Genomic DNA, 22,276 nt, shown 5'->3' with positions numbered 1-22,276 from the left:
TATGCCCGCCGCGGCGCCCGCCCTGCCGTCGTCGGTGAAGGTCGTCGTCAGCGGCGGATTCGGGGTGGGTAAGACCACCTTCATCGGCGCCATCTCCGATATCGAGCCGCTGGTCACCGAGGCGGCCATGACCGAGGTGTCGATCGGCGTCGACGATCCCGGCCACCGGGCGGACAAGACCGCGACCACGGTGGCACTGGACTTCGGCCGGGTCGGCCTGGACGAACGGCTGCTGCTGTACCTGTTCGGCACCCCCGGCCAGGACCGGTTCGTCTTCCTCTGGGACGACCTGATCGACGGGGCACTCGGCGCGGTGCTGATCGTCGACACCGATCGCATCGAGGACTGTTTCCCGGTTCTGGACTACTTCGAAGAGCACGACACACCGTTCGTGGTGGTGGTGAACCGCTTCGACGGCGCCGCCCGGTTCGCGCTCGACGAGGTGCGGGAGGCGCTGGAACTCGACGCATGGATCCCGCTGCTGGAATGCGACGCCCGGCGCCGCGAATCGGTTCGCGACGTCCTGGTCGTCCTGCTCGAGCAGGTCCTCACCCGGCAGCTCGCCGCATCGCATCGGGCAGTGAGTTGACCGGCAGGCCGGGGTGGTCGCACCACCGCGCGTCGGTGGGCGGTCGGCGGCCTGCGGCAATACTGTGGGGACATGGAGACCGAGCAGGAAGCCACCCGCCCGCTGCGTGAGGATATCCGGTTCCTCGGCGGGATCCTGGGCGACACCATTCGCGATCACGAAGGCCCCGAGGTGTTCGACCTCATCGAGCAGGTCCGGATCGAGGCGTTCCGGGTGCGCCGCGAGGAGGTGGAACGCAGTGCGGTCGCCGAGATGCTGGACGGGGTCACCATCGAGCAGGCGCTGCCGCTGATCCGTGCCTTCACGTATTTCGTCCTGCTGGCCAATCTGGCCGAGGACATCCAGCGCGACCGGCGCCGCGCCGCGCACGAGGCGGCCGGCGAGCCGCCGCAGGACTCGTCCCTGGCCGCCACGTACGCCAAGCTGGACGCCGCGGGGCCGACCGGCAAGGAGGTCGCCACCAAGCTCACCGACGCCCTGGTCTCCCCGGTCATCACCGCGCACCCCACCGAGACCCGCCGGCGCACCGTTTTCGACGTCCAGGCCGAGATCACCGAGCTGATGCGGCGGCGGCAGCGCTACGCCGACACCGAACGCGAACACGCCCGGATCGAGCAGGAGATCCGTCGCGCCGTGCTCACGCTCTGGCGTACCGCGCTGATCCGGCTGGCCCGGCTGCGGATCTCCGACGAGATCGCGGTGGGGCTGCGCTACTACGATCTCACCCTCTACGAGGTGATTCCGGCGATCAACGCCGAGGTCCGCCGGGCCCTGTCCGACCGCTGGCCCGACGAGGACCTGCTGCCACGACCGATCCTGCGGCCCGGCTCCTGGATCGGCGGCGACCGGGACGGCAACCCGTTCGTCACCGCCGAGGTGGTGCGCACCGCCGCGCACGAGGCGGCGGGCTTCGCTTTCGGGCGTTACCTGAGCGAACTGGTCGAACTGGAGAAGGCGCTGTCGCAGTCGGCGCGCCTGATCCCGGTGACACCCGAGGTCGCCGCGCTGGCCGACATCGGCTACCCCGACCCCGCGGCACACGCCGACGAACCGTATCGCCGGGCGCTGCACCGGATCCGGGCCCGGCTGAGCGCCACCGCGCGCCGCGCCCTGGGTGAGCTGCCCGCCCACGGCCTGCCCACCGAGGCCGAACCGTATGCCACGCCGCAGGCCGCCCTCGACGACCTCGACGCGGTCGACCGGTCGTTGCGCGCCAGCGGTGACGACCTGCTCGCCGACGACCGCCTCGCCCGCCTGCGACACGCCCTGGAAACCTTCGGGTTCCATCTCCAGGGGCTGGATATGCGGCAGAACTCCGATGTGCACGAACAGGTGGTCGCGGAGCTTCTCGCCTGGTCCGGCGTGCACAGCGACTACCGGAGCCTGCCGGAAGCCGAACGGGTGCAGCTGCTCTCGGCCGAACTGCGCACCCGGCGCCCGCTGCTCGGCCCGCATGCGCATCTGAGCGAGACCGCAGCGAAGGAGCTCGGCATTCTGCGGGCGGCCGCCGAGGTGATCGACACCTTCGGCCCCGACGCGATCCCGAACTACATCATCAGCATGTGCACTTCGGTCAGCGACATCCTGGAGGCGGCACTGCTGCTGAAGGAGGCCGGCATCCTGGATCCGGGCGATCCGGGGGAGCGGCCGTCGAGCCCGGTCGGCATCGTGCCGCTGTTCGAGACCATCGAGGATCTGGCCGCCGGCGCCGACACCGTGACCGCCGCACTGGGGATACCCGAGTACCGCGATCTGGTGGCCGAGGCCGGAATGCGCCAGGAAGTGATGCTCGGCTATTCCGATTCCAACAAGGACGGTGGCTATCTCGCCGCCAACTGGGCGCTGTACCGGGCCGAACTGGACCTGGTGGAGGCCGCCCGCGCCAGCGGCGTCGCGCTGCGTCTCTTCCACGGCCGCGGCGGCACGGTCGGCCGCGGTGGCGGCCGCAGCTACGACGCCATCCTCGCCCAGCCGGCCGGTGCCGTGCAAGGGTCGCTGCGCCTCACCGAACAGGGCGAGGTTATCGCCGCCAAGTACTCCGAAACCGGTGCGGCACACCGGAACCTGGAATCCCTCATCGCCGGGACCCTGGAATCCACCCTGCTGGACGTCGAAGGGCTCGGTGCAGACGCCGACGACGCCTACCGGCTGATGGACGACCTCGCGGCCCGGGCCCGGGCCGCCTACGCCGAACTGGTGCACGACACCCCGGGATTCGTGCAGTACTTCCGGGAGTCGACGCCGGTGGCCGAGGTCGGTGATCTCAATATCGGCAGCCGCCCCACCTCCCGGAAACAGACGAACTCGGTCGCCGATCTGCGCGCCATCCCCTGGGTGATGTCGTGGAGTCAGAGCCGGGTGATGCTGCCCGGCTGGTACGGCACCGGTACCGCGTTGCAGGACTGGGTCGGCGACGATCCGGCGCGGCTGGCGCGCCTGACCGAGCTCTATCACCGCTGGCCGTTCTGGCGCACCGTCCTGTCCAATCTGGCGCAGGTGATGGCCAAGGCCGACCTCGATATCGCCGCCCGCTACGCGGACCTGGTCGCCGACGAACAGTTGCGTGCGCACATCTTCGGCATGATCCGGGCCGAATTCGACCGCACCGTCGCCATGTATCGGTCGATCACCGGCGACGAAGAACTGCTCAGCGACAACCCGTCGCTGGCCGAGTCGATCCACAACCGGTTCCCGTACCTGGAGCCGCTGAACCAGCTCCAGGTCGAATTGTTGCGGCGGCTGCGCAGCGGTGACGATTCCGAACTCGTCAAACGCGGCATTCTGCTCACGATGAACGGTCTGGCTACCGCGTTGCGCAACTCGGGCTGATCCGGCGGGGCGCGGTCACCGTGGCGGGCCGGGCCGCAGCGCGTCGATCAGGCGCCGGATGCCGGGCCCCGGATCGTCCTCGATCCCGTCCGATTCGGCGCCGGTGAGGCGGTGCAGGACGGCTCCGTCCAGGTAGTCGACGACGATCCGGGCGTCGGCGGGGCCGAGTCCGACGCCGGCCGCCAGTTCGGCCGCACGCTCGCGGAGCCGGCGATGGCCGCGGTCGAGTCCGGCGCGGACGGCGGGCAGGGTGCGGGCCTCGGTATACAGCGCGTAGCGGGCCAGCGTCCGGGGCCGGTCGGTGGTGGCCGCCCGGACGACGAAGGCGGCCAGTGCCGCGGCCAGCCGGTCCGGGTCCGCGGCCACGGCAGGGTCCGCGCCGGCCCACTCCCGGTGGTCGAGCTGTTCGAGGTGTTCGGTGACCCCGCAGAGCAGTGCCTCCCGGGTCCGGAAGTGATTCGACGTCGACCCGGCCGGAACGCCGGCGGCGGCATCCGCGGCCCGATGGGTCAGTCCGCGTGGCCCGCGACTGCCGAGTAGCTCGATTGCGGCGTCGAGGATTCGTTCCCGTTGCGTTGGCACGCTCGGGATACTACCCCTGTAGTGAGGTGCACTACATCTGTAGTCATGGGTACTACAGAGGTAGTACCGTCGCCTCATCGGAGTACGGAAGGGAGGATCGGATGTCGACTGCCACGGTGATCGGCGGCGGAATCGGGGGTATGGCCACAGCGCTGGCGCTGACCCGGCGCGGCTGGTCCGTAGAGGTTTTCGAGCGGGCGCCGCGGATCGCCGAGGTGGGTGCCGGAATCGGGTTGTGGCCCAATGCCTTGCGCGCCCTGGATGCACTCGGCGTCGGTGCGCAGGTGCGTGCGGAAGCCGTGCCGGACTCCTCGGCCGGAATCCGGGATCGCCGCGGCCGGTGGCTGATCCGCACCGACCACGACGAGATGCGGGCCCGATTCGGTGAACCGGTCGTGATACACCGCGCGGTACTACTCGAACTGCTCCGTGACGCCCTGCCGGATGCGGTGCTGCACACCGGGATCGCGGTGGAATCGGTGGACACCGACGGCACTGTCACCCATGCCGGCGGCCGGGTGGCCGCGGACCTGGTGGTCGGCGCCGACGGCCTGCACAGCGTGGTGCGCCGCGCGGTGAGTCCCGGGAGCACGCCCCGCTATGCGGGGTACACCGCGTGGCGCGGGGTGCTCACCGGTATCGAACCTCTGCGCGAATACGGCGAGAGCTGGGGCCGCGGCGCCCGCTTCGGGCTCGCCCCGCTGACCGACGGGCGGGTGTACTGGTTCGCCGTCCACAACGCCCCCGAAGGGGCCCCGGACACCCCGGCGCAGGTGCGGGCCCGCTTCGCCGACTGGCATGCGCCGATCCCCGAACTGCTGGCGGCCGCCGCCGATGAGACCATGCTGCACAACGACATCCACCACCTGCCCGCCCTGCCGGCCTTCGTCGCCGGACGTCTCGCGCTGGTGGGCGATGCCGCACACGCGATGACCCCGAACCTGGGGCAGGGTGCCTGCCAGGCCCTGGAGGATGCGGTCGTACTGGCCGAACACGCCGGGCAGCCCGGCGGCCTGGACCGCTACGACCGGCTGCGCCGGCCCCGTACCCGGATGGTGGCGTCCCGTTCCGCGCGGATCGGCACGATCGCCCAGCTGTCGGCCGGCCCGCTGGTGACCGTCCGGGACGCGGTACTCAGGGCGACACCCGCTTCGCTGCAGTTGCGGAGCCTCGGGCCGGTGCTCGACTGGACGTGCTGAATCGGCGTGCGCCACTGCGTGGCCCCGTGGTCGGGGCGAGGGCGGTGCGGGCGTGTCCGGCAGCACCGGCCGAACGCGCCGATCCGGCGCAGCGCGGCCGGAGTGCGGGGTCGGCCGGTCTCGGGCATCGTCGGCCCGCGTAACGGACGGTTCCCGGTGCGACTCGGTGAAGCAGGCAGCACCCGGGCCGGCCGGCAGTCCGGCCGATCGGCCGATCGGCCGCGCCGGCGGTGCTCGTGCGCCGACCCATGCACCGCCGTGCGGTAGTAAGGACCGATGCAGAATCCAGGAATCGATGCCGAGGCGGTCGCCGCACTCGACGACGTGGTTCTCGGTCCCGGGCACAAGAGTGCACCACCACAGGCGTGGGGCGTCACCGTGCGGGACTACCTCGACACGGCGCCGGAACTCACCGATTGGCAGACGCCACTGCTCTCCCTGGATGCCACTGCGCTCGCGGCGAATACCGAGCTGGTGGCCGGTTGGTCGGCGGCTTCCGGGTTGTGGCTGGCGCCGCACGGCAAGACCACCATGGCGCCGCAGCTGTGGCAGCGGCAGCTTGCCGCCGGTGCCTGGGGGATCACCCTGGCCACCGCATGGCAGGCGCAGGTGGCGCGCGCGTTCGGGGTGCGGCGAATCCTGCTGGCCAACGAGCTGATCGATCCCGTGGGCCTGTCCTGGGTCGCGGCGGAGCTCACCGCGGATCCCGGGGTCGAGATCTACTGCTGGGCGGACAGCTTCGCCACCGTGGCGGTCATGGACGAGGTACTGGCCGGGTGCGCATCCGGTCCACCGGTGCCGGTGCTGGTCGAACTCGGCGGCGCCGGCGGCCGGACCGGCGCGCGCACCGTGGCCGAAGGACACGAGATCGCCGCCGCCGTGGCGGGCAGCGCCCGGCTGACCCTCGCCGGTGTGGGCGGCTACGAGGCCGCACTGGCTCGGGACCGCAGTACCGCCGCCCTGGCCGTGGTGCACGCCTACCTGGCCGAACTGGTCCGGCTGCATCGGGAGCTGGCCGCCGCGGGCCGATACCCCGGACGACCCGTGGTCACCGCGGGTGGCAGCGCCTACCCGGACCTGGTCGCCGAGCACCTCGCCCCCCTGGCTGCAGCCGCGGAACCGGCCACGGTCGTGCTGCGCAGCGGCGCGTCCCTGATCCACGACGACGGTTTCTACGCCGGGATCTCGCCGCTGACCGCAGCGTCGGGCCCGGCGTTGCGGGCGGCCATGCACGGATGGTCCCGGATCGTCTCGCGACCTGAGCCCGACCTGGCCCTGCTGGACGGTGGCAAACGCGACTTCCCGTTCGATCTGGGCCTGCCGGTGCCCCAGCTGGTGCGCGGCCGCCCGGAGCCGGCGCTGCCCGCCGGTGCCGAGATCACCGGGCTCAACGACCAGCACGCCTTCCTGCGCCTGCCCGGCGCCGCCAGGACCGAACCCGCCGTGGGTGAGGTGATCCGGCTGGGTCTGTCGCATCCGTGCACCGCCTTCGACCGCTGGCAGCTGGTGCCGGTCGTCGACGACGCCCGCGCGCCGCAGCCACGCATCGTCGACCTGGTGCACACCTTCTTCTGACCGGCCCGTTCCGGATCCACCGAACTGTCGGTGCCCGGGCGTACCGTCGGCCCATGACGACATGGACCGAGTTCACCGGGCAGGCGCCGCATATCGCGGAGATCTTCCGTCGGCGGCACACCGCCGCCGGCAACCTGTGCATGCTCGCGACGGTGCGCGCCGACGGGTCGCCGCGGATCAGTCCGATGGAACCCCGGATCTTCGAGGACATGCTGGTGCTGGTCGGCATGCCCGGGACCCGGAAGTTCGCCGACCTCGCCCGTGACCCGCGTTTCTGCCTGCACACCGCGACGGTGGACACCCAGGTCAGTGACGGGGACGCGAAGCTGTTCGGGGTCGCCGTCGACCTGCCCGATCCCGAGGTGCATGCCCGCTTCGCTCAGCAGTTGTTCGACGAGACCGGATTCGATATCCGCGGTGAGACCTTCGATAGGTTCTATATCGCGGACCTGACCGGCGCGTCGAGTGTCGAGGTCGCCGGTGACCACCTCGACATCACCGTCTGGAATCCGGGCGAGGCGGAACGGGTCGTCCGGCGCACCTGATCGGTTCGCCGGATCGGGTGCCGGCCTGCGCGATCCGCCGTGCGCGCCGTTGCGGGGAGTCGCGCCCGCACCGTGCCACGATTGCCGGATGACCACACTGGCCGAGGCAGCACTCGACTCGGGTCCCTCGCCGATCGTCTCGCTGTGCTGGATCGCGCTGGTCGCAGTGCTCGCGCCGATCATCTCCCGGCTGCTGCGCGGCCTGCTGCCCGGTGTGGTGATCCTGCTGCTGGCCGGGACGGCGATCGGTCCGTACGGGCTGGGCTGGGCGTCCCCCGGTGGCGGTGTCGGCCTGATCTCGGAACTCGGGCTGGGCATGCTGTTCCTGCTTGCCGGTTACGAGCTCGATCCGGATCTGATGCGCGGCAAACCGGGCCGCACCGCCTGGTTCGTCTGGCTGGTCTGCCTGATCTTCGCGTTCGGCCTGGTCAGCCTGCTCGCCTCGGACAGTGGGGGCACCACCCGGATCGCCGTCGCGATCGCGATGACCTCGACCGCCCTGGGCACCCTGTTGCCGATCGTGAAACAGGCCGGACTGCTGGATCGACCGCTGGGACGGGCCGTGATGGCGCACGGGGCGGTCGGCGAACTCGGCCCCGTGCTGGCCATGTCGCTGCTGCTGACCAGCCGTAGTTTCGGCTCCGCGGCCGCGGTCCTGGTGCTGTTCCTGGTCGCCGCGCTACTGCTGGGGGTCGTGCAGGTGCGGATGTTCGACCGGATCCCCGACCTCGGTGCCGCGGTGGCCCGGCTCGGCGACAGCACTTCGCAGCTGCCGGTGCGGGGCGTGCTGCTGCTCCTGCTGACCCTGATGGTGCTGGCCGAGGAGTTCCAGCTGGATGTGGTGCTGGGCGCCTTCGCAGCGGGGATGATCCTGCGCCGGCTGATCGCCGCGGGGCACCCCGAAGTCGACGATTCGCTGAACGCGATCGGCTACGGACTGCTGATCCCGGTCTTCTTCGTCGTCTCCGGAATGGGGATCGACGTCGGCGCGGTGGCCCAGGAGCCGATGCTGTGGCTGTTCTTCGTGCTGGCGATCGCGGTGGCGCGCGGACTGCCGGTCTGGTTGAGCGAACGCTTCCTGGTCCACGGACAGAATCTGCCGAGCCGGCACGAGCGGGCACAGCTGGCGCTGTACGCGGCGACCGGGCTGCCGATCATCGTCGCGGTCACCCAGGTGGCCACCCAGACCGGGCTGATGGACACCGAGGTGGCGTCGACGCTGGTCGCGGCAGGCGCCACCACTGTGCTGGTGTTCCCGCTGCTGGCGCATCTGATCGGGGCGGCGGACCGGTCCACCGCGACTGCCGGGCAACCCAGGGATGAATGAGCTTGCACTGTCGTGCATAATCATCACATGGTCGTTGATACGTCGGAGGGACCCGTACTGCGGGTGGCGGTTGCCGGTGCGAGTGGATATGCCGGCGGTGAGGTGCTGCGCCTGCTGCTGGCGCACCCGGAATACCGAGCCGGGCGCCTCGAGATCGGGGCGCTGACCGCCGGGGCCAACGCCGGAACGCCGCTCGGTGAGCTGCAACCGCATCTGCTGCCGCTCGCCGACCGGGTGCTCGCCGCCACCACGCCCGAGGAACTGGCCGGCCACGACGTCGTCTTCCTGGGACTGCCGCACGGGCAGTCCGCGGCGATCGCGGCAGCGCTGCCGGAATCCACGGTGATCATCGACTGCGGCGCCGACTACCGGCTCACCGACGCGGCCGCCTGGGAGAAGTACTACGGCACCCCCTATGCGGGCAGCTGGCCCTACGGGCTGCCGGAGCTGCCCGGCGCCCGGGCCCGGCTCACCGGTGCCCGGCGGATCGCGGTGCCCGGTTGCTATCCCACCGTGTGCAGCCTGGCCATGGCGCCCGCGGTGGCGGCCGGCATCGTCGCACCCGAGGTGAACATCGTCGCCGTCACCGGAACCTCCGGCGCCGGGCGCAAACTCGATGTTGGCCTGCTCGGCTCCGAGGTGATGGGTTCGGTGCGCGCCTACAACATCGCCGGTGCCCATCGGCACACCCCGGAGATCGAGCAGAACCTGAAGGCCGCCGGCGGGCAGGACATCTCGGTGTCGTTCACCCCGGTGCTGGCGCCGATGCCGCGCGGCATCCTGGCCACCTGCACCGCGCCGGTGACCGTCGACGCCGCGCAGGCCCGTGCCGTGTACGAGAAGGCCTACGCCGACGAGCCGTTCGTCCAGCTGCTGCCGGAAGGCGTCCTGCCGCAGACCGGTTCGGTGCTCGGTTCGAACGCGGTCACCCTGCAGGTGGCCGTCGACGAGGCCGCCCGCCGGCTCGTCGTGATCGGCGCGATCGACAACCTTGCCAAGGGCACCGCCGGCGGGGCGGTGCAATCGATGAACCTGGCCGTCGGATTCGATGAGACCGCCGGGCTTTCCACCGTAGGAGTGGCACCGTGACGACAACCGAGGCAGGCAAACTGGTCCGCACCCAGGGCGTGACTGCCCCGCTGGGCTTCCGGGCCGCCGGAATCGCGGCCGGTATCAAGAGCAACGGCAATCCGGATCTGGCCCTGGTGCTCAACGAGGGGCCGGATTACGCCGCGGCCGGCGTGTTCACTGCCAACAAGATCAAGGCGGCACCGGTGCTGTGGTCACAGCAGGTGCTGAAAGCAGGCCGGCTGCGCGCGGTGATCCTCAACTCCGGTGGGGCGAACGCCTGCACCGGTTTCGGCGGCTTCCAGGACACCCACGCGACCGCCGAGGCCGTCGCGGCGGAACTGAGCAACTGGGGCACCGAAACCGGTGCCGGTGAGGTCGCCGTCTGTTCGACCGGCCTGATCGGGGACCGGCTTCCGATGGACGCGGTGCGCAGCGGGGTCACCGAGATCGTGCACGAGATGGGCGGCGGCATGTCCGGCGGCGCCGACGCCGCATACGCCATCATGACCACCGACACCGTCCCGAAGGAAGCCGCCTTCCACCACCGCGACAAGTGGAACGTCGGCGGGATGGCCAAGGGCGCGGGGATGCTCGCTCCGTCGCTGGCCACCATGCTGGTGGTGCTCACCACCGATGCCGCGGTCTCCGCCGAACAGTTGGACGAGGCGCTGCGCAAGGCGACCCGGCTGACTTTCGACCGGCTCGACGTCGACGGTTCCTGCTCCACCAACGACACGGTGCTGCTGCTGGCCAACGGCGCCGCCGAGGTGAGCCCGGCACAGGAGGAACTCGATGCCGCGGTACTCGCCGTCTGCGACGATCTCGCCGAACAGCTGATGGCCGACGCCGAAGGCGTCACCAAACGGGTGCGGATCACCGTATCCGGTGCGGCCTCCGACGACGAGGCACTGATCGGTGCCCGGGCCGTCGCCCGGGACAGCCTGGTCAAGACCGCCCTGTTCGGCTCCGACCCCAACTGGGGTCGGGTGGCCGCCGCGCTGGGCATCGCCCCGATCACCCTGGACCCGGATCGCATCGACGTCTCCTTCAACGGCAGCCCGGTGTGTGTCGGCACCACAGGTGCGCCCGGCGCCCGGGAGGTCGACCTGTCCGGGCCGGACATCGACGTGCAGGTGGAGCTCAACATCGGCACCGGCAGTGCGATGGTCCGTACCACCGATCTGTCGCACGGCTACGTCGAAGAGAACTCGGCCTACAGCTCATGAGCGAAACGACGAACGCGATGTCCGCGACCGAGGCGCTGTCCGCCCTGGACAAGGCCCACGTACTCGCCGGCGCACTGCCCTGGCTGCAACGCTTCCGCGACAAGATCGTCGTGGTCAAATACGGCGGCAACGCCATGGTCGACGACGAGCTGAAACGTGCCTTCGCCGCTGATATGGCCTTCCTGCGGACCGTGGGCGTGCATCCGGTGGTGGTGCACGGTGGCGGCCCGCAGATCAACGCCATGCTGGGCCGGCTCGGGATGGCAGGTGAGTTCCGCGGCGGCTTCCGGGTCACCACCCCCGAGGTGATGGATGTGGTGCGCATGGTGCTGTTCGGTCAGGTCGGCCGGGAACTGGTCGGCCTGATCAATACGCACGGCCCGTACGCGGTCGGCATCTCCGGCGAGGACGCCCGGCTGTTCACCGCGACCCGGCGCACCGTCGTGGTCGACGGCGCCGCCACCGATATCGGCCTGGTCGGCGATGTCACCGAAGTCGACCCGGATGCGGTACTGGACCTGATCGGGGCCGGCCGCATCCCGGTGGTGTCCACCATCGCGCCGGACGCCGACGGCGTCGTGCACAACATCAACGCCGACACCGCGGCGGCGGCGCTGGCCGAAGGCATCGGCGCGGAGAAGCTGGTGGTGCTCACCGATGTGGAGGGTCTCTACACCGAGTGGCCCGACCGCTCGTCGTTGACCAGCCGGATCGACGCCGCGGCGCTCGCCGAGCTGCTGCCGAGCCTGGATGCGGGCATGGTGCCGAAGATGGAGGCCTGCCTGCGGGCAGTGCGCGGCGGCGTGCCGACCGCGCACGTCATCGACGGGCGGGTACCGCATTCGGTCCTGCTCGAGCTGTTCACCGGTGAAGGCATCGGCACGATGGTGACCCCGGGACCCGAGGGAACGAGATCATGAGCGAAGTAGCGAAACTGCAGCAGCGGTGGTCGGCCGCGATGATGAACAACTACGGCACCCCGAAAGTGGCGCTGGTCCGGGGCGCCGGCGCGGTGGTCTACGACGCCGACGGCAAACGGTACGTCGACTTCCTCGGCGGCATCGCGGTCAACAGCCTCGGTCACGCCCATCCGGCGATCCTCGAAGCGGTGACCCAGCAGCTCGGCACCCTCGGCCACGTTTCGAACATCTATGCCAGCGAGCCGGTGATCGAACTGGCCGAGAAACTCCTGGCCCATTTCGGTGACGGGCACGGCCGGGCGTTCTTCTGCAACTCCGGGACCGAGGCCAACGAAGCTGCCTTCAAGATCGCCCGCCTGACCGGCCGGCCCAAGATCATCGCCTGCCAGGATGCGTTCCACGGCCGGACCATGGGTGCGCTGGCCCTGACCGGGCAGCCGTCGAAGCGGGAACCGTTCGAGCCGATGCCGCCCGGGGTGCTGCACGTGCCCTACGGCGATGCCGAGGCACTCGCCCGGGCCGTCGACACCGAGACCGCCGCGGTATTCCTGGAACCGATGCTCGGCGAGAGCGGTGTGGTGGTGCCGCCGTTCGACTACCTGGCCAAGGCCCGCGAGATCACCGCCCGGATGGGCGCCTTGCTGATCCTCGACGAGGTGCAGACCGGCATCGGCCGGACCGGGGCCTTCTACGCGCACCAGAGCGCCGGCATCGTGCCCGACGTCATCACGCTGGCCAAGGGGCTCGGCGGCGGACTGCCGATCGGCGCGGTGCTGGCACAGGGCCGCGCAGCGGAACTGCTGGCGCCCGGAATGCACGGCACCACGTTCGGCGGCAACCCGGTGTGTGCGGCAGCGGCGCTGGCGGTGCTGCGCACCATCGACGAACAGGATCTGCTCGGCCATGTGGAGTGGGTGGGCAAAAAGCTCAGCGACGGCATCGCCCTGCTCGAGCACCCGGAGATCGAGTACGTGCGCGGCGCCGGCCTGCTGATCGGCATCGTGCTGCGCCGGCCGATCGCCGCCGAGGTGGAGGCGCGCGCCCGCGCCGCCGGCTACCTGGTGAACCCGGCCAAACCCGAGGTGATCCGGTTGGCGCCGCCCCTGGTGCTCACCGAAACCCAGGCCGACAACTTCGTGGCCGACCTGCCCGAGATCCTCGACGCGGCCGCCGCCGACGCGAAGGGAAGCAAGTAGATGACCGTCCGGCACTTTCTCCGCGACGACGACGTGACGCCGGCCGAACAGGCCGAGATCCTCGCTCTGGCAGCGGAGCTGAAACAGCATCCGTTCGCGCATCGGCCCCTGGAAGGTCCCCGCGGTGTCGGGGTGATCTTCGACAAGAACTCCACCCGCACCCGGTTCTCCTTCGAACTGGGCATCGCACAGCTCGGCGGGCATGCCGTGGTGGTGGACGGCCGGACCACGCAGCTGGGGCGGGACGAGACCCTCGCCGATACCGGCCGGGTGCTGTCCCGCTATGTCGACGCCGTGGTCTGGCGTACCTTCGCCCAGCAGCGTCTCGACGAGATGGCCGCCACGGCGACCGTACCGGTGGTGAACGCGCTGTCCGACGAGTTCCACCCGTGCCAGGTACTCGCCGACCTGCAGACCATCACCGAACACCTGGGCCCGCCGGCCGGCCGCAACCTCACCTATTTCGGCGACGGCGCCAACAACATGGCGCACTCGCTGCTGCTGGGCGGGGTGACCGCCGGAATGAACGTCACCGTCGCCGCCCCGGCCGAATTCGAACCGGCGCCCTGGGTGCTCGACGCCGTGCTCGAGCGGGCCGCGGAAACCGGTGCGCGGGTGCGGGTGACGACGGATCCGGCGGCCGGCGCCGACGGTGCCGACGTCCTGGTCACCGACACCTGGACCTCGATGGGCCAGGAGGACGACGGCCTGGACCGGATCGGCCCGTTCCGCCCTTACCAGGTGAACGCCGACCTGCTCGCCCGCGCGGCCTCCGACGCGCTGGTCCTGCACTGCCTGCCCGCACATCGCGGTGAGGAGATCACCGACGAGGTGCTCGACGGCCCGCACAGTGCGGTCTGGGACGAGGCCGAGAACCGGCTGCATGCGCAGAAGGCGCTGCTGGTGTGGCTGCTGGCCCGACGATGAAACCGGGGAACGGGGGTGGCCCGGCGACGGCACGCACCCGGGCGGGCCGCCAGCAGCGGATCGTGGAGCTGCTGTCGGCCCATTCGGTGCGCAGCCAGACCGAACTGGCGGCATTGCTGGCCGCCGAGGGGATCGAGACCACCCAGGCCACCCTCTCCCGCGATCTCGACGAGCTCGGCGCGGTGAAGCTGCGGGCCGCCGACGGGGGAGCGGGTGTCTACGTGGTGCCCGAGGACGGCAGCCCGGTGCGCGGGGTCACCGGCGGCACCACCCGGCTCGCCAAACTGCTCGGCGATCTGCTCGTCTCCACCGACGCCAGCGGCAATCTCGCGGTGCTGCGTACCCCGCCCGGTGCCGCCCACTATCTGGCCAGTGCCCTGGATCGGGCCGCACTGCCCTATGTGGTCGGCACCATCGCCGGGGACGACACCATCGCGGTGATCGCCCGGGAACCGCTCACCGGCGCCGAGCTCGCGGAACGGATCGAACGGCTGGCCTGACCGGTCCGGACCGGTCAGGCGGTCATGGTGGTCGGCACGAAGTTGATCGAGGGAGCGACCGCGTCGGTGTTGGTCGGATGTGGCCCGGGCCCCGGTGCGCTGCGCTTGGTGTCGGGCAGGTCGCGTGGTGCCTCGGCCAGGGGCGGCAGCTCCTGCCAGGACCGGTCCGCACGCTGCAGGTGCAGGCCCAGGGTGATCAGTTCGGCCTCGTCCCACGGGAGCGCCCCGAGTTGGACACCGAACGGCAGCCCGGTAGCCCGCGAGCGGCCCGCCGGGAGGGCGATCGCCGGGGCGCCGCAGTAGTTGGCCCAGCTGACCATGTCGGTGCGGTCGAGCGGATTGCCGATCGGATCGTGCCGGTCGACCCGGTCGTCGTGCACCACCGGCAACACCACCGCGGCGAGGTCGTTGTCGACCAACAGCCGGTTGTAGGCCTTCTGGAAGCGGGCCCGTTCCCGGTCCAACCGCAGATAGTCGAGCGCAGGCATCGCCAGCCCGGCGAGTCCGGTGCCGATCGCCGCGGCCGAGCGTGGGTCGTATTCGAGGATCCGGTCCGACCACTGGCTGTGGTAGGCACCCATTTCGACCGCATCGCCGGTCACCAGCCCCTGCGGAGTCTCCGGCATCGTGACATCCTGCAGGGTGCCACCCAGGTCGGTGATCCGGTCGAGGAACCCGGTGAACAACTCGTCCAGCGGTGCGGGCAGGTCGGCTGCCAGATGGTACGGGACCCCGAATCGGCGGCCGGCCAGGGGTTTCGCCCGGTCGGGGACGTGCAGCGCGAAGCCGTCGGCCGGGATCGGCGGCGCGAGCCCGGTCAGTGGATCGTGCGGATCCGTGCCCGCGATCGCGGACAGCAGCAGTGCGGCATCGGCCAGGCTGCGGCCCATCGCGCCCAGATGGTCCCGGGTCCACATCAACGGAATGACCCCGTGTTTGCTGACCCGGGCGTAGGTCGGTTTGATCGCGCTGATGCCGCAGCGTGAGGCCGGGATCCGCAGCGATCCACCGGTGTCGGTGCCCAGCGCCAGCGGTGCGAAGCGAGCCGACAGGACTGCGGCGCTGCCCCCGGAGGAGCCGCCCACGCTGGCACCGTTGTCCCACGGGTTGCCGACCTCCGCGACGTTGGTCATGATGGCGAACTCCGAGGTCCGTGCATGGCCGAACAGCACCGCGCCCTGCTCCCGCAGCCGTCGCCACACGGTGGCGTCGCCCGCGGCGATGTTGTCGGCGAGGATCCGGCTGCCCGCGGTGAGCGGCAACCCTTCGACGGCGATCAGGTCCTTGACGCCGATCGGGAGCCCGCAGACCAGTGGGGCGTCGCCGTCGTGCAGGCGCTGCGCCGCGTGCTCCGCCTGTTCGTTCCCGATCTCGGGGTAGGTGCGCACCCAGGCGTTGACGGCACCGTCGAAGGCCTGGCTGCGGCGTCGGCAGGCATCCAGGAGTTCCCGGGGATGCAACTGCTTGGCATGCAGCAGCGCCGCCGCTTGCACTGCCGAGAGCAGCGCGGGATCGGTTTCGGTGACCGTGGCGGGGTCCGGCAGCGCGGGCGACTGCCGGGCGGGGAGCGCGTTTGCGCGGCCGCCCGTGGTGAGTGCCGCAGTGCTCAATCCGGCGCCGAGTGCTCCGGCGCCGAGACCGGCGCGCACGAAACCTCTCCGGGACAGGCGCGGTGTCATGAGATGGGTCGCTTTCGAAACTTGCAACGGCTCGGTCATACGCATCCGGACGATCCCGGGGCACCCGACCACGCTAGCCGTCCGACCGGCGGTATGCGAGTCGCGCCGTCACGGACACGCCGGTGCAACTCGGGCTCAGGTGACCGGATGTTCGGGTGCCGGGTTGCCGGGAGTGCCCGGCAGTGGACCTATGGGTGCAGGGTGGAGCATCCCGTCGCCTCAGGAGGCGAGGAAATCCAGGATCGCGAGGATCAGTGGTGCGCTCATATCGACCACGATCCGGCCGACGTCCAGGCCCATCGTCGCCATGTCCTCGTAGTGATCGGAGAGGAACTGCAGGAGGTCGTCTGCGCTCATATCGGGCCTGCTCTCACGCAAAGAAGTTCTGCAGGATCGGGGTGCCGAGGTCGATCACCAGCTTGGCGACCGACAGTCCCCAGTCGCCCAGCCCGACCACCACGTATTCGATGAGCTCGTAATTGTCCTCGGCGAGCTGGCGGAGCTGGTCCATGGTCTGGTTCCTTGTCTTGCCGGTGGTGCGATCGGGTGTGCGGACCCGTTCGATGCCGTTCGGATATGAATGTGACCAGAGTCTCATATCGTGCCGTGGTCGCCAAGTGTTCGCTGCGGCCGGTCGTCGACGTGCCGGGCGAGTTGTTGTTGCTGGTGGCGCCGGGTTCGACCCCGGGTATGAATGAGATTGCATCATCGTGCATAATCATTTGCAGCACCGGCGCGAGCCATCCGGCAGCCGGGCCGCATACTGCACATGGCCACCAGGTCGCATCACGGCTCGGCGTAGCCGCACCGACCCGGCGAACCCACCGCCGATCACCACGAGAGCACTGAGGAGCACTACACCATGTCCGATCGCGTCGTACTCGCCTACTCCGGTGGGCTGGACACCTCCGTCGCCATCAGCTGGATCGGCAAGGAAACCGGCGCCGAGGTGGTGGCGGTCGCCATCGACCTGGGGCAGGGCGGCGAGGATATGAACGTGGTGCGTCAGCGCGCGCTGGACTGCGGTGCGGTCGAGGCCGTGGTGGTCGACGCGCGGGACGAGTTCGCCGACGAGTACTGCCTGCCCACCATCCAGGCCAACGCGATGTACATGGGCCAGTACCCGCTCGTCTCCGCGATCAGCCGGCCGCTGATCGTCAAGCACCTGGTGGAAGCCGCCAAGTTCCACGGCGCGAGCACCGTCGCACACGGCTGCACCGGCAAGGGCAACGACCAGGTCCGCTTCGAGGTCGGCATCGGGGCGCTGGCACCGGATCTCGAGGTGATCGCACCGGTCCGCGACTACGCCTGGACCCGGGAGAAGGCGATCGCCTTCGCCGAGGAGAACAAGCTCCCGATCAACGTCACCAAGAAGTCGCCGTTCTCCATCGACCAGAACGTGTGGGGCCGCGCCGTCGAGACCGGGTTCCTCGAGGACCTGTGGAACGCGCCCACCAAGGACGTCTACGACTACACCGCGGACCCGACCGTCAACTTCGAGGCCCCCGACGAGGTCATCATCACCTTCGAGAAGGGTGTTCCGGTGGCGATCGACGGCCGCCCGGTCACCGTGCTGCAGGCCATCGAGGAGATGAACCGCCGCGCCGGACGGCAGGGCATCGGCCGCATCGACATGGTCGAGGACCGCCTGGTCGGCATCAAGAGCCGGGAGATCTACGAGGCGCCCGGCGCCATCGCGCTGATCACCGCGCACGAGGCGCTCGAGCATGTCACCCTGGAGCGCGAGCTCGGCCGCTACAAGCGGGGCGTGGAGCAGCGCTGGGGCGAGCTGGCCTACGACGGCCTCTGGTTCTCCCCGTTGAAGCGGGCCCTGGACGCCTTCGTCGGCGACACCCAGGAGCACGTCACCGGTGAGATCCGGATGGTGCTGCACGGCGGCAACGCCGTCGTCAACGGCCGCCGTTCCGAGCAGTCGCTCTACGACTTCAACCTCGCCACCTACGACGAGGGCGACACCTTCGACCAGTCGCTGGCCAAGGGCTTCGTGCAGATCCACGGTCTGTCCTCGAAGGTGGCCGCCAAGCGGGACCTGAACCAGAAGTAGGCTGTCCGGCCGGACCCGCCGACGCAGTGCGCTGCGCCGGCGGGTCGCCGGGCACCGGCGGCACCGCGGCAGCATGCGCACCCAGACTCAGGGAGAGGGCACACGATGACTCACAGCGGAACGAACGAAGGTGCGCTCTGGGGTGGGCGGTTCGCCTCGGGGCCGGCCGAGGCGATGGCGGCGCTCAGCAAGTCCACCCACTTCGACTGGGCGCTGGCGCCCTACGACATCCGCGCGTCCAAGGCGCATGCCCGCGTGCTGCACAAGGCGGGCCTGCTGGCCGAGAGCGACCTCGCCGACATGCTGGCGGCGCTGGACCGGCTGGCGGCCGATGTCGCCTCGGGTGCCTTCGCCCCGGCCGAATCCGACGAGGACGTGCACGGTGCGCTGGAACGCGGGCTGATCGAACGCGCCGGGACCGAGTTGGGTGGCCGGTTGCGTGCGGGCCGCTCCCGCAACGACCAGGTCGCGACGCTGTTCCGGATGTGGCTGCGCGATGCGGCGCGCCGGGTCGCCGCCGGGATACTGGACGTCGTCGACGCGCTCGTCGCCCAGGCCGCCGCGCATCCGGATGCCGTCATGCCGGGCAAGACCCATCTGCAGGCCGCCCAGCCGGTGCTGCTGGCCCACCATCTGCTCGCCCACGCACATCCACTGCTGCGCGATGTCGACCGGCTGTTCGATTTCGACAAGCGAGCCGCGGTGTCCCCGTACGGATCCGGCGCGCTCGCCGGTTCCTCCCTGGGGCTGGACCCGGAGCAGATCGCGGCCGAACTGGATTTCGATGCCGCCGCCGCGAATTCGATCGATGCCACCTCCGCCCGGGATTTCGCCGCCGAGGCCGCCTTCGTACTGGCCATGATCGGAGTCGACCTGAGCCGGATGGCCGAAGAGGTCATCGTCTGGAGCACACCGGAATTCGGGTACGTCACGCTGGCCGACGCCTGGTCCACCGGATCGTCGATCATGCCGCAGAAGAAGAACCCCGACGTCTCCGAGCTGACCCGCGGCAAAGCCGGCCGGTTGATCGGCAACCTGACCGGGCTGCTGGCCACCCTCAAGGCGCAGCCGCTGGCCTACAACCGGGATCTGCAGGAGGACAAGGAGCCGGTCTTCGATTCGGTCGCCCAGCTGGAACTGCTGCTGCCCGCGATCGCCGGCCTGGTCGGCACCCTGACCTTCCACACCGACCGGATGGCCGAACTGGCGCCGGCCGGTTTCACCTTGGCCACCGATATCGCCGAATGGATGGTGCGCCAGGGTGTCCCGTTCCGGGTTGCGCACGAAGCCGCCGGAGCCTGCGTGCGCGCCGCCGAATCGCGTGGGGTCGGGCTCGACGAGCTCACCGACGAGGAGTTCGCGGCCATCGATCCGGCGCTGACCCCCGGGGTCCGCTCGGTGCTGACCGTGCCGGGATCCATTGCCTCTCGCAATGCCCGCGGCGGTACCGCCGGTATGCAGGTGGCCGCGCAGCTCGCCGAAGTGCAGGCGGCCGCGGCAGCCGCGCGGGCCCGGCTGAACTGATCGGAACGGCCCGGCCCGTCGTCCGGATATCGATCGGTATCCGTCTGCGCCGTCGTACCCGCATCGTTCGTCGGCTTTCGGTGGTCCGACAGCTCCGCGCGCCGACCGCCGCCGCAGGTCGCTGTAGAGCCACTCGGCCTCCCCGGCCGGTCCGGCCCGGGGCCCGGATCTGCCCGGCCGCGCCGGATAGACTCGTGGCTCGTGACCCTGCTCTTCCTTGCGCTGGCCATCGTGTCCGAGGTGACAGCGACCGTTTCGCTGAAACTGTCCGAGGGATTCACCCGGTGGGGGCCGTCGGTGGTGGTCGTGGTCGGCTATGCGGCGGCGTTCGGGTTTCTCGCGCAGGCCCTGAAACGCGGTATGCAGATCGGGGTGGCCTACGGCATCTGGTCGGCCGCCGGAGTGGCCGCCATCGCGGTCATCGGCGTGCTGTTCCTCGGGGAACGGCTGTCACTGGTCCAGGTCGGCGGGATCGGCCTGGTGATCCTCGGTGTGCTGGCGCTGGAACTCGGCGGTGCGCAATGAACCCGGCCGCGCACTGGACCCCGCCGTGCATCGAACCCGGCCGTGCATCGAACCCGGCCGAGCAGAATCCGGTCCGGGACGAGGTGTGCACGACCGGATTCTGCTCGATATGTCGGCGGCGTGATCGGCTCAGTGCGGGAGGCCGGTGGTGGAGACAGCCGCATCGGCACTCTTCGCCAGGTTGTGCGCGATCGCGCCGAGCCGCGCCAGGCGGGCATCACCGAGCGGAGTGAGCTTGCTCCCGAGCCGGTTCGTCACGAAGGCCAGTGCCATCCCGGTCGCCGGATCGGCGAACGCACCGGAGCCGCCGAGGCCGAAATGGCCGAACGCCGAGATCGGGTCGGCCTTGGAGGGCTTCATCGGAATACCGTGGTAACCGAGTGCCCACGGGATCCGGAAGGCCAGCACGTAGTCGGGCGTGAACACGCGGCGCTCGCTGATCCGGCGCACCGTACCGGGAGCGAGGACCCGGGTCTGGCCCAGCGCGCCGTCGCCGGCCAGGGCGCCGTACATACGCGCCAGCGAACGGGCGGAGAACACCCCGTTCACGCCCGGCATCACCGAATCGTGGATCCGTGGATCCACCATCAGATCGGCGAAGCCGCGTGGCGTGGTGTCGGTGGCCGCGGCGAACCTGGTGTGCGAGAGCAGATTCGATCCGGTGTCCCAGTTCATCCCGGCGACGGTGAGTTTCGGGAACAGCGGCGCGATCCGATGCCGCTGATCGTCGGGTACCCGGAACCAGAGTTCCGGGGCGTCGAGGGGTTCGGCGAGTTCGGTGCGCACCACCTCGGTGAACTCGCGGCCGGTCACCCGCCGGACCAGTTCGGCGGCCAGATGGCCGAAACTGATGCCGTGGTAGCCGCTGGTGCTGCGGTGCCGGGGATCCGGCGGACAGGCGGCCAGGGCCGCGGTGACGGCGGCATCGTCGAAGAATCGCTCCGGCGGTCCGGGCAGAAGATCGCGGAGCCGGTGCAGCCCGGCGCGGTGGGTGAGTAGTTGCGCGACGGTGATGTGCTGCTTGCCCGCGGCGGCGAATTCCGGCCAGTAGTCGGCGACCGGGGCGTCGTAGTCCAGCTGTCCGCGCTCGGCCAGCTGGTGCACGAGCGTGGCGGCCACGCCCTTACCGGTGGAGAACGCGGGTGCCACCGTATCGGCCTGCCACGGGGTCTCCGGAGCCGTGTATCCGGCCCAGACATCGACCACCGGCTTGCCGTGCTGGTACACGCACAACGCGCCCCCGCCGTCCGACGGCTTCCGGAAGAGCCGGTCGAAGGCCGCGACCAGGCCGACGAATCGCCGGTCCACGAACTGTGCGGTCTCGCTCATGCCGGTGCCTCACTGCGTTCGGCGCGGATCCGGGCGGGGGCCGTTGTTCGTTCGCTACGCGCGCTCATGCGCCACACCTCACTTCGTCGTTCAGGTATGGCCCGAGCATGCCAGGAGTTGCGCTGTTCGCACAGCGGCGTTCGCCGATCCGGCAGCGTCGGCCGTTCCCGATCGGTGCTGTGCGAACAGCGCAGTCGGCGAGCCGTCGACCGGTGATCAGGCCGCCGCGGCCAGCTCCGCCAGTGCCGACTCCGGATCGGCGACATCCACGACGAGCCGGGTGAATTCGGTGCCGGTCAGGTCGATTCGGACCGCGCGCCCGGTGAAGGTGGTGTCCCAGAACTCCTTGCGGCCCTTGCCGCGGTACACCCCGGCCGCGATGACGCCCGGGACGAACGTTCCGGGCGCGCGGACCCACGGCGGGCGCAGGTCGACCTCGGCGGCGGTGAGTTCGGTGATGGCCCGGCGGTCCACGACGACCTGCTGGCGCAAGGCGAGCCACCGGTGTCCGCCGAGGACGTGCACCGTCACCGTGTCGCCGGAGAGCTCGAGTTCGACCATCGTGTTCCTCACTTCCACTGCCGGGTACGGCGGGGCAGGAGCGCATCCCCGGGCCGCCGAGAGGTCCGTGCTCATCCATGGTCGGGCCGGCTCCTGGTGTGCGGCTG

At 70.3% G+C, this 22,276-nt stretch carries 21 protein-coding genes; 15 read left to right on the top strand and 6 right to left on the bottom strand.

The genetic code is table 11. From position 1 onward, the window contains the following. Window position 1: 1 nt before the first annotated feature. On the top strand, window positions 2-589 hold the full coding sequence (locus tag AC1HFH_RS17600) for a GTP-binding protein (protein WP_480247881.1): 588 nt from the start codon (window positions 2-4) through the stop codon (window positions 587-589). Between the two features lie 72 nt (window positions 590-661). Continuing rightward, complete coding sequence (gene ppc, locus AC1HFH_RS17595; protein ID WP_480243880.1) at window positions 662-3,418, top strand: phosphoenolpyruvate carboxylase; 2,757 nt, start codon at window positions 662-664, stop codon at window positions 3,416-3,418. 15 nt (window positions 3,419-3,433) lie between these two features. Here the strand turns inward: ppc and AC1HFH_RS17590 are convergent, their stop codons facing one another. Beyond that, a complete protein-coding gene (locus AC1HFH_RS17590) occupies window positions 3,434-4,000 on the bottom strand; it encodes a TetR/AcrR family transcriptional regulator (RefSeq protein ID WP_480243879.1) in 567 nt (188 codons plus the stop codon). 101 nt (window positions 4,001-4,101) lie between these two features. Between AC1HFH_RS17590 and AC1HFH_RS17585 the strand changes: the two genes are divergently transcribed. The 10 genes from AC1HFH_RS17585 to AC1HFH_RS17540 all read left to right on the top strand — a co-directional run bounded on the left by AC1HFH_RS17585 (window position 4,102) and on the right by AC1HFH_RS17540 (window position 14,486). Beyond that, window positions 4,102-5,199 (top strand): FAD-dependent oxidoreductase, encoded by a 1,098-nt coding sequence (locus AC1HFH_RS17585; protein WP_480243878.1) that lies wholly within the window; start codon window positions 4,102-4,104, stop codon window positions 5,197-5,199. A 276-nt stretch (window positions 5,200-5,475) separates the two neighbouring features. Continuing rightward, on the top strand, window positions 5,476-6,774 hold the full coding sequence (locus AC1HFH_RS17580) for a type III PLP-dependent enzyme domain-containing protein (protein ID WP_480243877.1): 1,299 nt from the start codon (window positions 5,476-5,478) through the stop codon (window positions 6,772-6,774). Window positions 6,775-6,827: 53 nt separating this feature from the next. After that, window positions 6,828-7,319, top strand: coding sequence for a pyridoxamine 5'-phosphate oxidase family protein (locus AC1HFH_RS17575; RefSeq protein ID WP_480243876.1), 492 nt, complete (start codon window positions 6,828-6,830; stop codon window positions 7,317-7,319). An 88-nt stretch (window positions 7,320-7,407) separates the two neighbouring features. Beyond that, window positions 7,408-8,646: a cation:proton antiporter gene (locus tag AC1HFH_RS17570; RefSeq protein ID WP_480243875.1), complete on the top strand. Its 1,239-nt coding sequence runs from the start codon at window positions 7,408-7,410 to the stop codon at window positions 8,644-8,646. Window positions 8,647-8,673: 27 nt separating this feature from the next. Next, entirely contained in the window at window positions 8,674-9,735 is a 1,062-nt protein-coding gene (gene argC, locus AC1HFH_RS17565; protein ID WP_480243874.1) for an N-acetyl-gamma-glutamyl-phosphate reductase, read from the top strand. After that, the gene (gene argJ / locus AC1HFH_RS17560) at window positions 9,732-10,943 is read left to right on the top strand and encodes a bifunctional glutamate N-acetyltransferase/amino-acid acetyltransferase ArgJ (protein WP_480243873.1); all 1,212 of its coding nucleotides are present in this window, start codon (window positions 9,732-9,734) and stop codon (window positions 10,941-10,943) included. Before argC ends, argJ begins: the two co-directional genes overlap by 4 nt. A 17-nt stretch (window positions 10,944-10,960) precedes the next feature. Continuing rightward, window positions 10,961-11,863: an acetylglutamate kinase gene (argB, locus tag AC1HFH_RS17555; RefSeq protein WP_480247880.1), complete on the top strand. Its 903-nt coding sequence runs from the start codon at window positions 10,961-10,963 to the stop codon at window positions 11,861-11,863. After that, window positions 11,860-13,059 carry an acetylornithine transaminase gene (locus tag AC1HFH_RS17550; protein WP_480243872.1) on the top strand — a complete coding sequence of 400 codons (1,200 nt, stop codon included), beginning with the start codon at window positions 11,860-11,862 and terminating at the stop codon, window positions 13,057-13,059. Before argB ends, AC1HFH_RS17550 begins: the two co-directional genes overlap by 4 nt. Beyond that, window positions 13,060-13,986 (top strand): ornithine carbamoyltransferase, encoded by a 927-nt coding sequence (gene argF / locus AC1HFH_RS17545; protein WP_480243871.1) that lies wholly within the window; start codon window positions 13,060-13,062, stop codon window positions 13,984-13,986. Continuing rightward, the gene (locus AC1HFH_RS17540) at window positions 13,983-14,486 is read left to right on the top strand and encodes an arginine repressor (protein WP_480247879.1); all 504 of its coding nucleotides are present in this window, start codon (window positions 13,983-13,985) and stop codon (window positions 14,484-14,486) included. The genes argF and AC1HFH_RS17540 overlap by 4 nt, the downstream gene beginning before the upstream one ends. A 14-nt stretch (window positions 14,487-14,500) precedes the next feature. Here the strand turns inward: AC1HFH_RS17540 and AC1HFH_RS17535 are convergent, their stop codons facing one another. The 3 genes from AC1HFH_RS17535 to AC1HFH_RS17525 all read right to left on the bottom strand — a co-directional run bounded on the left by AC1HFH_RS17535 (window position 14,501) and on the right by AC1HFH_RS17525 (window position 16,676). Beyond that, the gene (locus AC1HFH_RS17535; RefSeq protein WP_480243870.1) at window positions 14,501-16,165 is read right to left on the bottom strand and encodes an amidase; all 1,665 of its coding nucleotides are present in this window, start codon (window positions 16,163-16,165) and stop codon (window positions 14,501-14,503) included. A gap of 219 nt (window positions 16,166-16,384) precedes the next feature. Next, window positions 16,385-16,522: a hypothetical protein gene (locus AC1HFH_RS17530; protein WP_480243869.1), complete on the bottom strand. Its 138-nt coding sequence runs from the start codon at window positions 16,520-16,522 to the stop codon at window positions 16,385-16,387. A 13-nt stretch (window positions 16,523-16,535) separates the two neighbouring features. Then, on the bottom strand, window positions 16,536-16,676 hold the full coding sequence (locus AC1HFH_RS17525) for a hypothetical protein (protein ID WP_480243868.1): 141 nt from the start codon (window positions 16,674-16,676) through the stop codon (window positions 16,536-16,538). 351 nt (window positions 16,677-17,027) lie between these two features. Between AC1HFH_RS17525 and AC1HFH_RS17520 the strand changes: the two genes are divergently transcribed. The 3 genes from AC1HFH_RS17520 to AC1HFH_RS17510 all read left to right on the top strand — a co-directional run bounded on the left by AC1HFH_RS17520 (window position 17,028) and on the right by AC1HFH_RS17510 (window position 20,279). Beyond that, entirely contained in the window at window positions 17,028-18,230 is a 1,203-nt protein-coding gene (locus AC1HFH_RS17520) for an argininosuccinate synthase (RefSeq protein ID WP_480243867.1), read from the top strand. Between the two features lie 105 nt (window positions 18,231-18,335). Continuing rightward, a complete protein-coding gene (argH, locus tag AC1HFH_RS17515) occupies window positions 18,336-19,754 on the top strand; it encodes an argininosuccinate lyase (protein ID WP_480243866.1) in 1,419 nt (472 codons plus the stop codon). A gap of 201 nt (window positions 19,755-19,955) precedes the next feature. Beyond that, window positions 19,956-20,279, top strand: a complete 324-nt coding sequence (locus AC1HFH_RS17510) for a DMT family transporter (protein WP_480243865.1) — start codon at window positions 19,956-19,958, stop codon at window positions 20,277-20,279. A gap of 129 nt (window positions 20,280-20,408) precedes the next feature. Here AC1HFH_RS17510 and AC1HFH_RS17505 read toward each other — a convergent pair whose 3' ends face one another. Both AC1HFH_RS17505 and AC1HFH_RS17500 read right to left on the bottom strand, forming a co-directional pair. Further along, window positions 20,409-21,608, bottom strand: coding sequence for a serine hydrolase domain-containing protein (locus AC1HFH_RS17505; protein WP_480243864.1), 1,200 nt, complete (start codon window positions 21,606-21,608; stop codon window positions 20,409-20,411). A gap of 216 nt (window positions 21,609-21,824) precedes the next feature. After that, window positions 21,825-22,169: a hypothetical protein gene (locus AC1HFH_RS17500; RefSeq protein WP_480243863.1), complete on the bottom strand. Its 345-nt coding sequence runs from the start codon at window positions 22,167-22,169 to the stop codon at window positions 21,825-21,827. Window positions 22,170-22,276 lie beyond the last annotated feature (107 nt).

This window comes from Nocardia sp. KT25-26 (genome assembly GCF_056627695.1).
The sequence above is the reverse complement of the archived record's forward strand: the minus strand, read 5'-3'. Positions and strand labels throughout refer to the sequence as shown.

Coding starts and splice junctions, on each gene's coding strand:
- AC1HFH_RS17580 (WP_480243877.1), top strand. CDS start 5,476: ATGCAGAATCCAGGAATCGATGCCGAGGCGGTCGCCGCACTCGACGAC.
- argB (WP_480247880.1), top strand. CDS start 10,961: ATGTCCGCGACCGAGGCGCTGTCCGCCCTGGACAAGGCCCACGTACTC.
- AC1HFH_RS17535 (WP_480243870.1), bottom strand. CDS start 16,165: ATGACACCGCGCCTGTCCCGGAGAGGTTTCGTGCGCGCCGGTCTCGGC.
- argH (WP_480243866.1), top strand. CDS start 18,336: ATGACTCACAGCGGAACGAACGAAGGTGCGCTCTGGGGTGGGCGGTTC.
- AC1HFH_RS17520 (WP_480243867.1), top strand. CDS start 17,028: ATGTCCGATCGCGTCGTACTCGCCTACTCCGGTGGGCTGGACACCTCC.
- AC1HFH_RS17500 (WP_480243863.1), bottom strand. CDS start 22,169: ATGGTCGAACTCGAGCTCTCCGGCGACACGGTGACGGTGCACGTCCTC.
- AC1HFH_RS17550 (WP_480243872.1), top strand. CDS start 11,860: ATGAGCGAAGTAGCGAAACTGCAGCAGCGGTGGTCGGCCGCGATGATG.
- AC1HFH_RS17600 (WP_480247881.1), top strand. CDS start 2: ATGCCCGCCGCGGCGCCCGCCCTGCCGTCGTCGGTGAAGGTCGTCGTC.
- AC1HFH_RS17585 (WP_480243878.1), top strand. CDS start 4,102: ATGTCGACTGCCACGGTGATCGGCGGCGGAATCGGGGGTATGGCCACA.
- AC1HFH_RS17570 (WP_480243875.1), top strand. CDS start 7,408: ATGACCACACTGGCCGAGGCAGCACTCGACTCGGGTCCCTCGCCGATC.
- AC1HFH_RS17540 (WP_480247879.1), top strand. CDS start 13,983: ATGAAACCGGGGAACGGGGGTGGCCCGGCGACGGCACGCACCCGGGCG.
- AC1HFH_RS17505 (WP_480243864.1), bottom strand. CDS start 21,608: ATGAGCGAGACCGCACAGTTCGTGGACCGGCGATTCGTCGGCCTGGTC.
- argF (WP_480243871.1), top strand. CDS start 13,060: ATGACCGTCCGGCACTTTCTCCGCGACGACGACGTGACGCCGGCCGAA.
- ppc (WP_480243880.1), top strand. CDS start 662: ATGGAGACCGAGCAGGAAGCCACCCGCCCGCTGCGTGAGGATATCCGG.
- AC1HFH_RS17525 (WP_480243868.1), bottom strand. CDS start 16,676: ATGGACCAGCTCCGCCAGCTCGCCGAGGACAATTACGAGCTCATCGAA.
- argC (WP_480243874.1), top strand. CDS start 8,674: ATGGTCGTTGATACGTCGGAGGGACCCGTACTGCGGGTGGCGGTTGCC.
- AC1HFH_RS17575 (WP_480243876.1), top strand. CDS start 6,828: ATGACGACATGGACCGAGTTCACCGGGCAGGCGCCGCATATCGCGGAG.
- AC1HFH_RS17530 (WP_480243869.1), bottom strand. CDS start 16,522: ATGAGCGCAGACGACCTCCTGCAGTTCCTCTCCGATCACTACGAGGAC.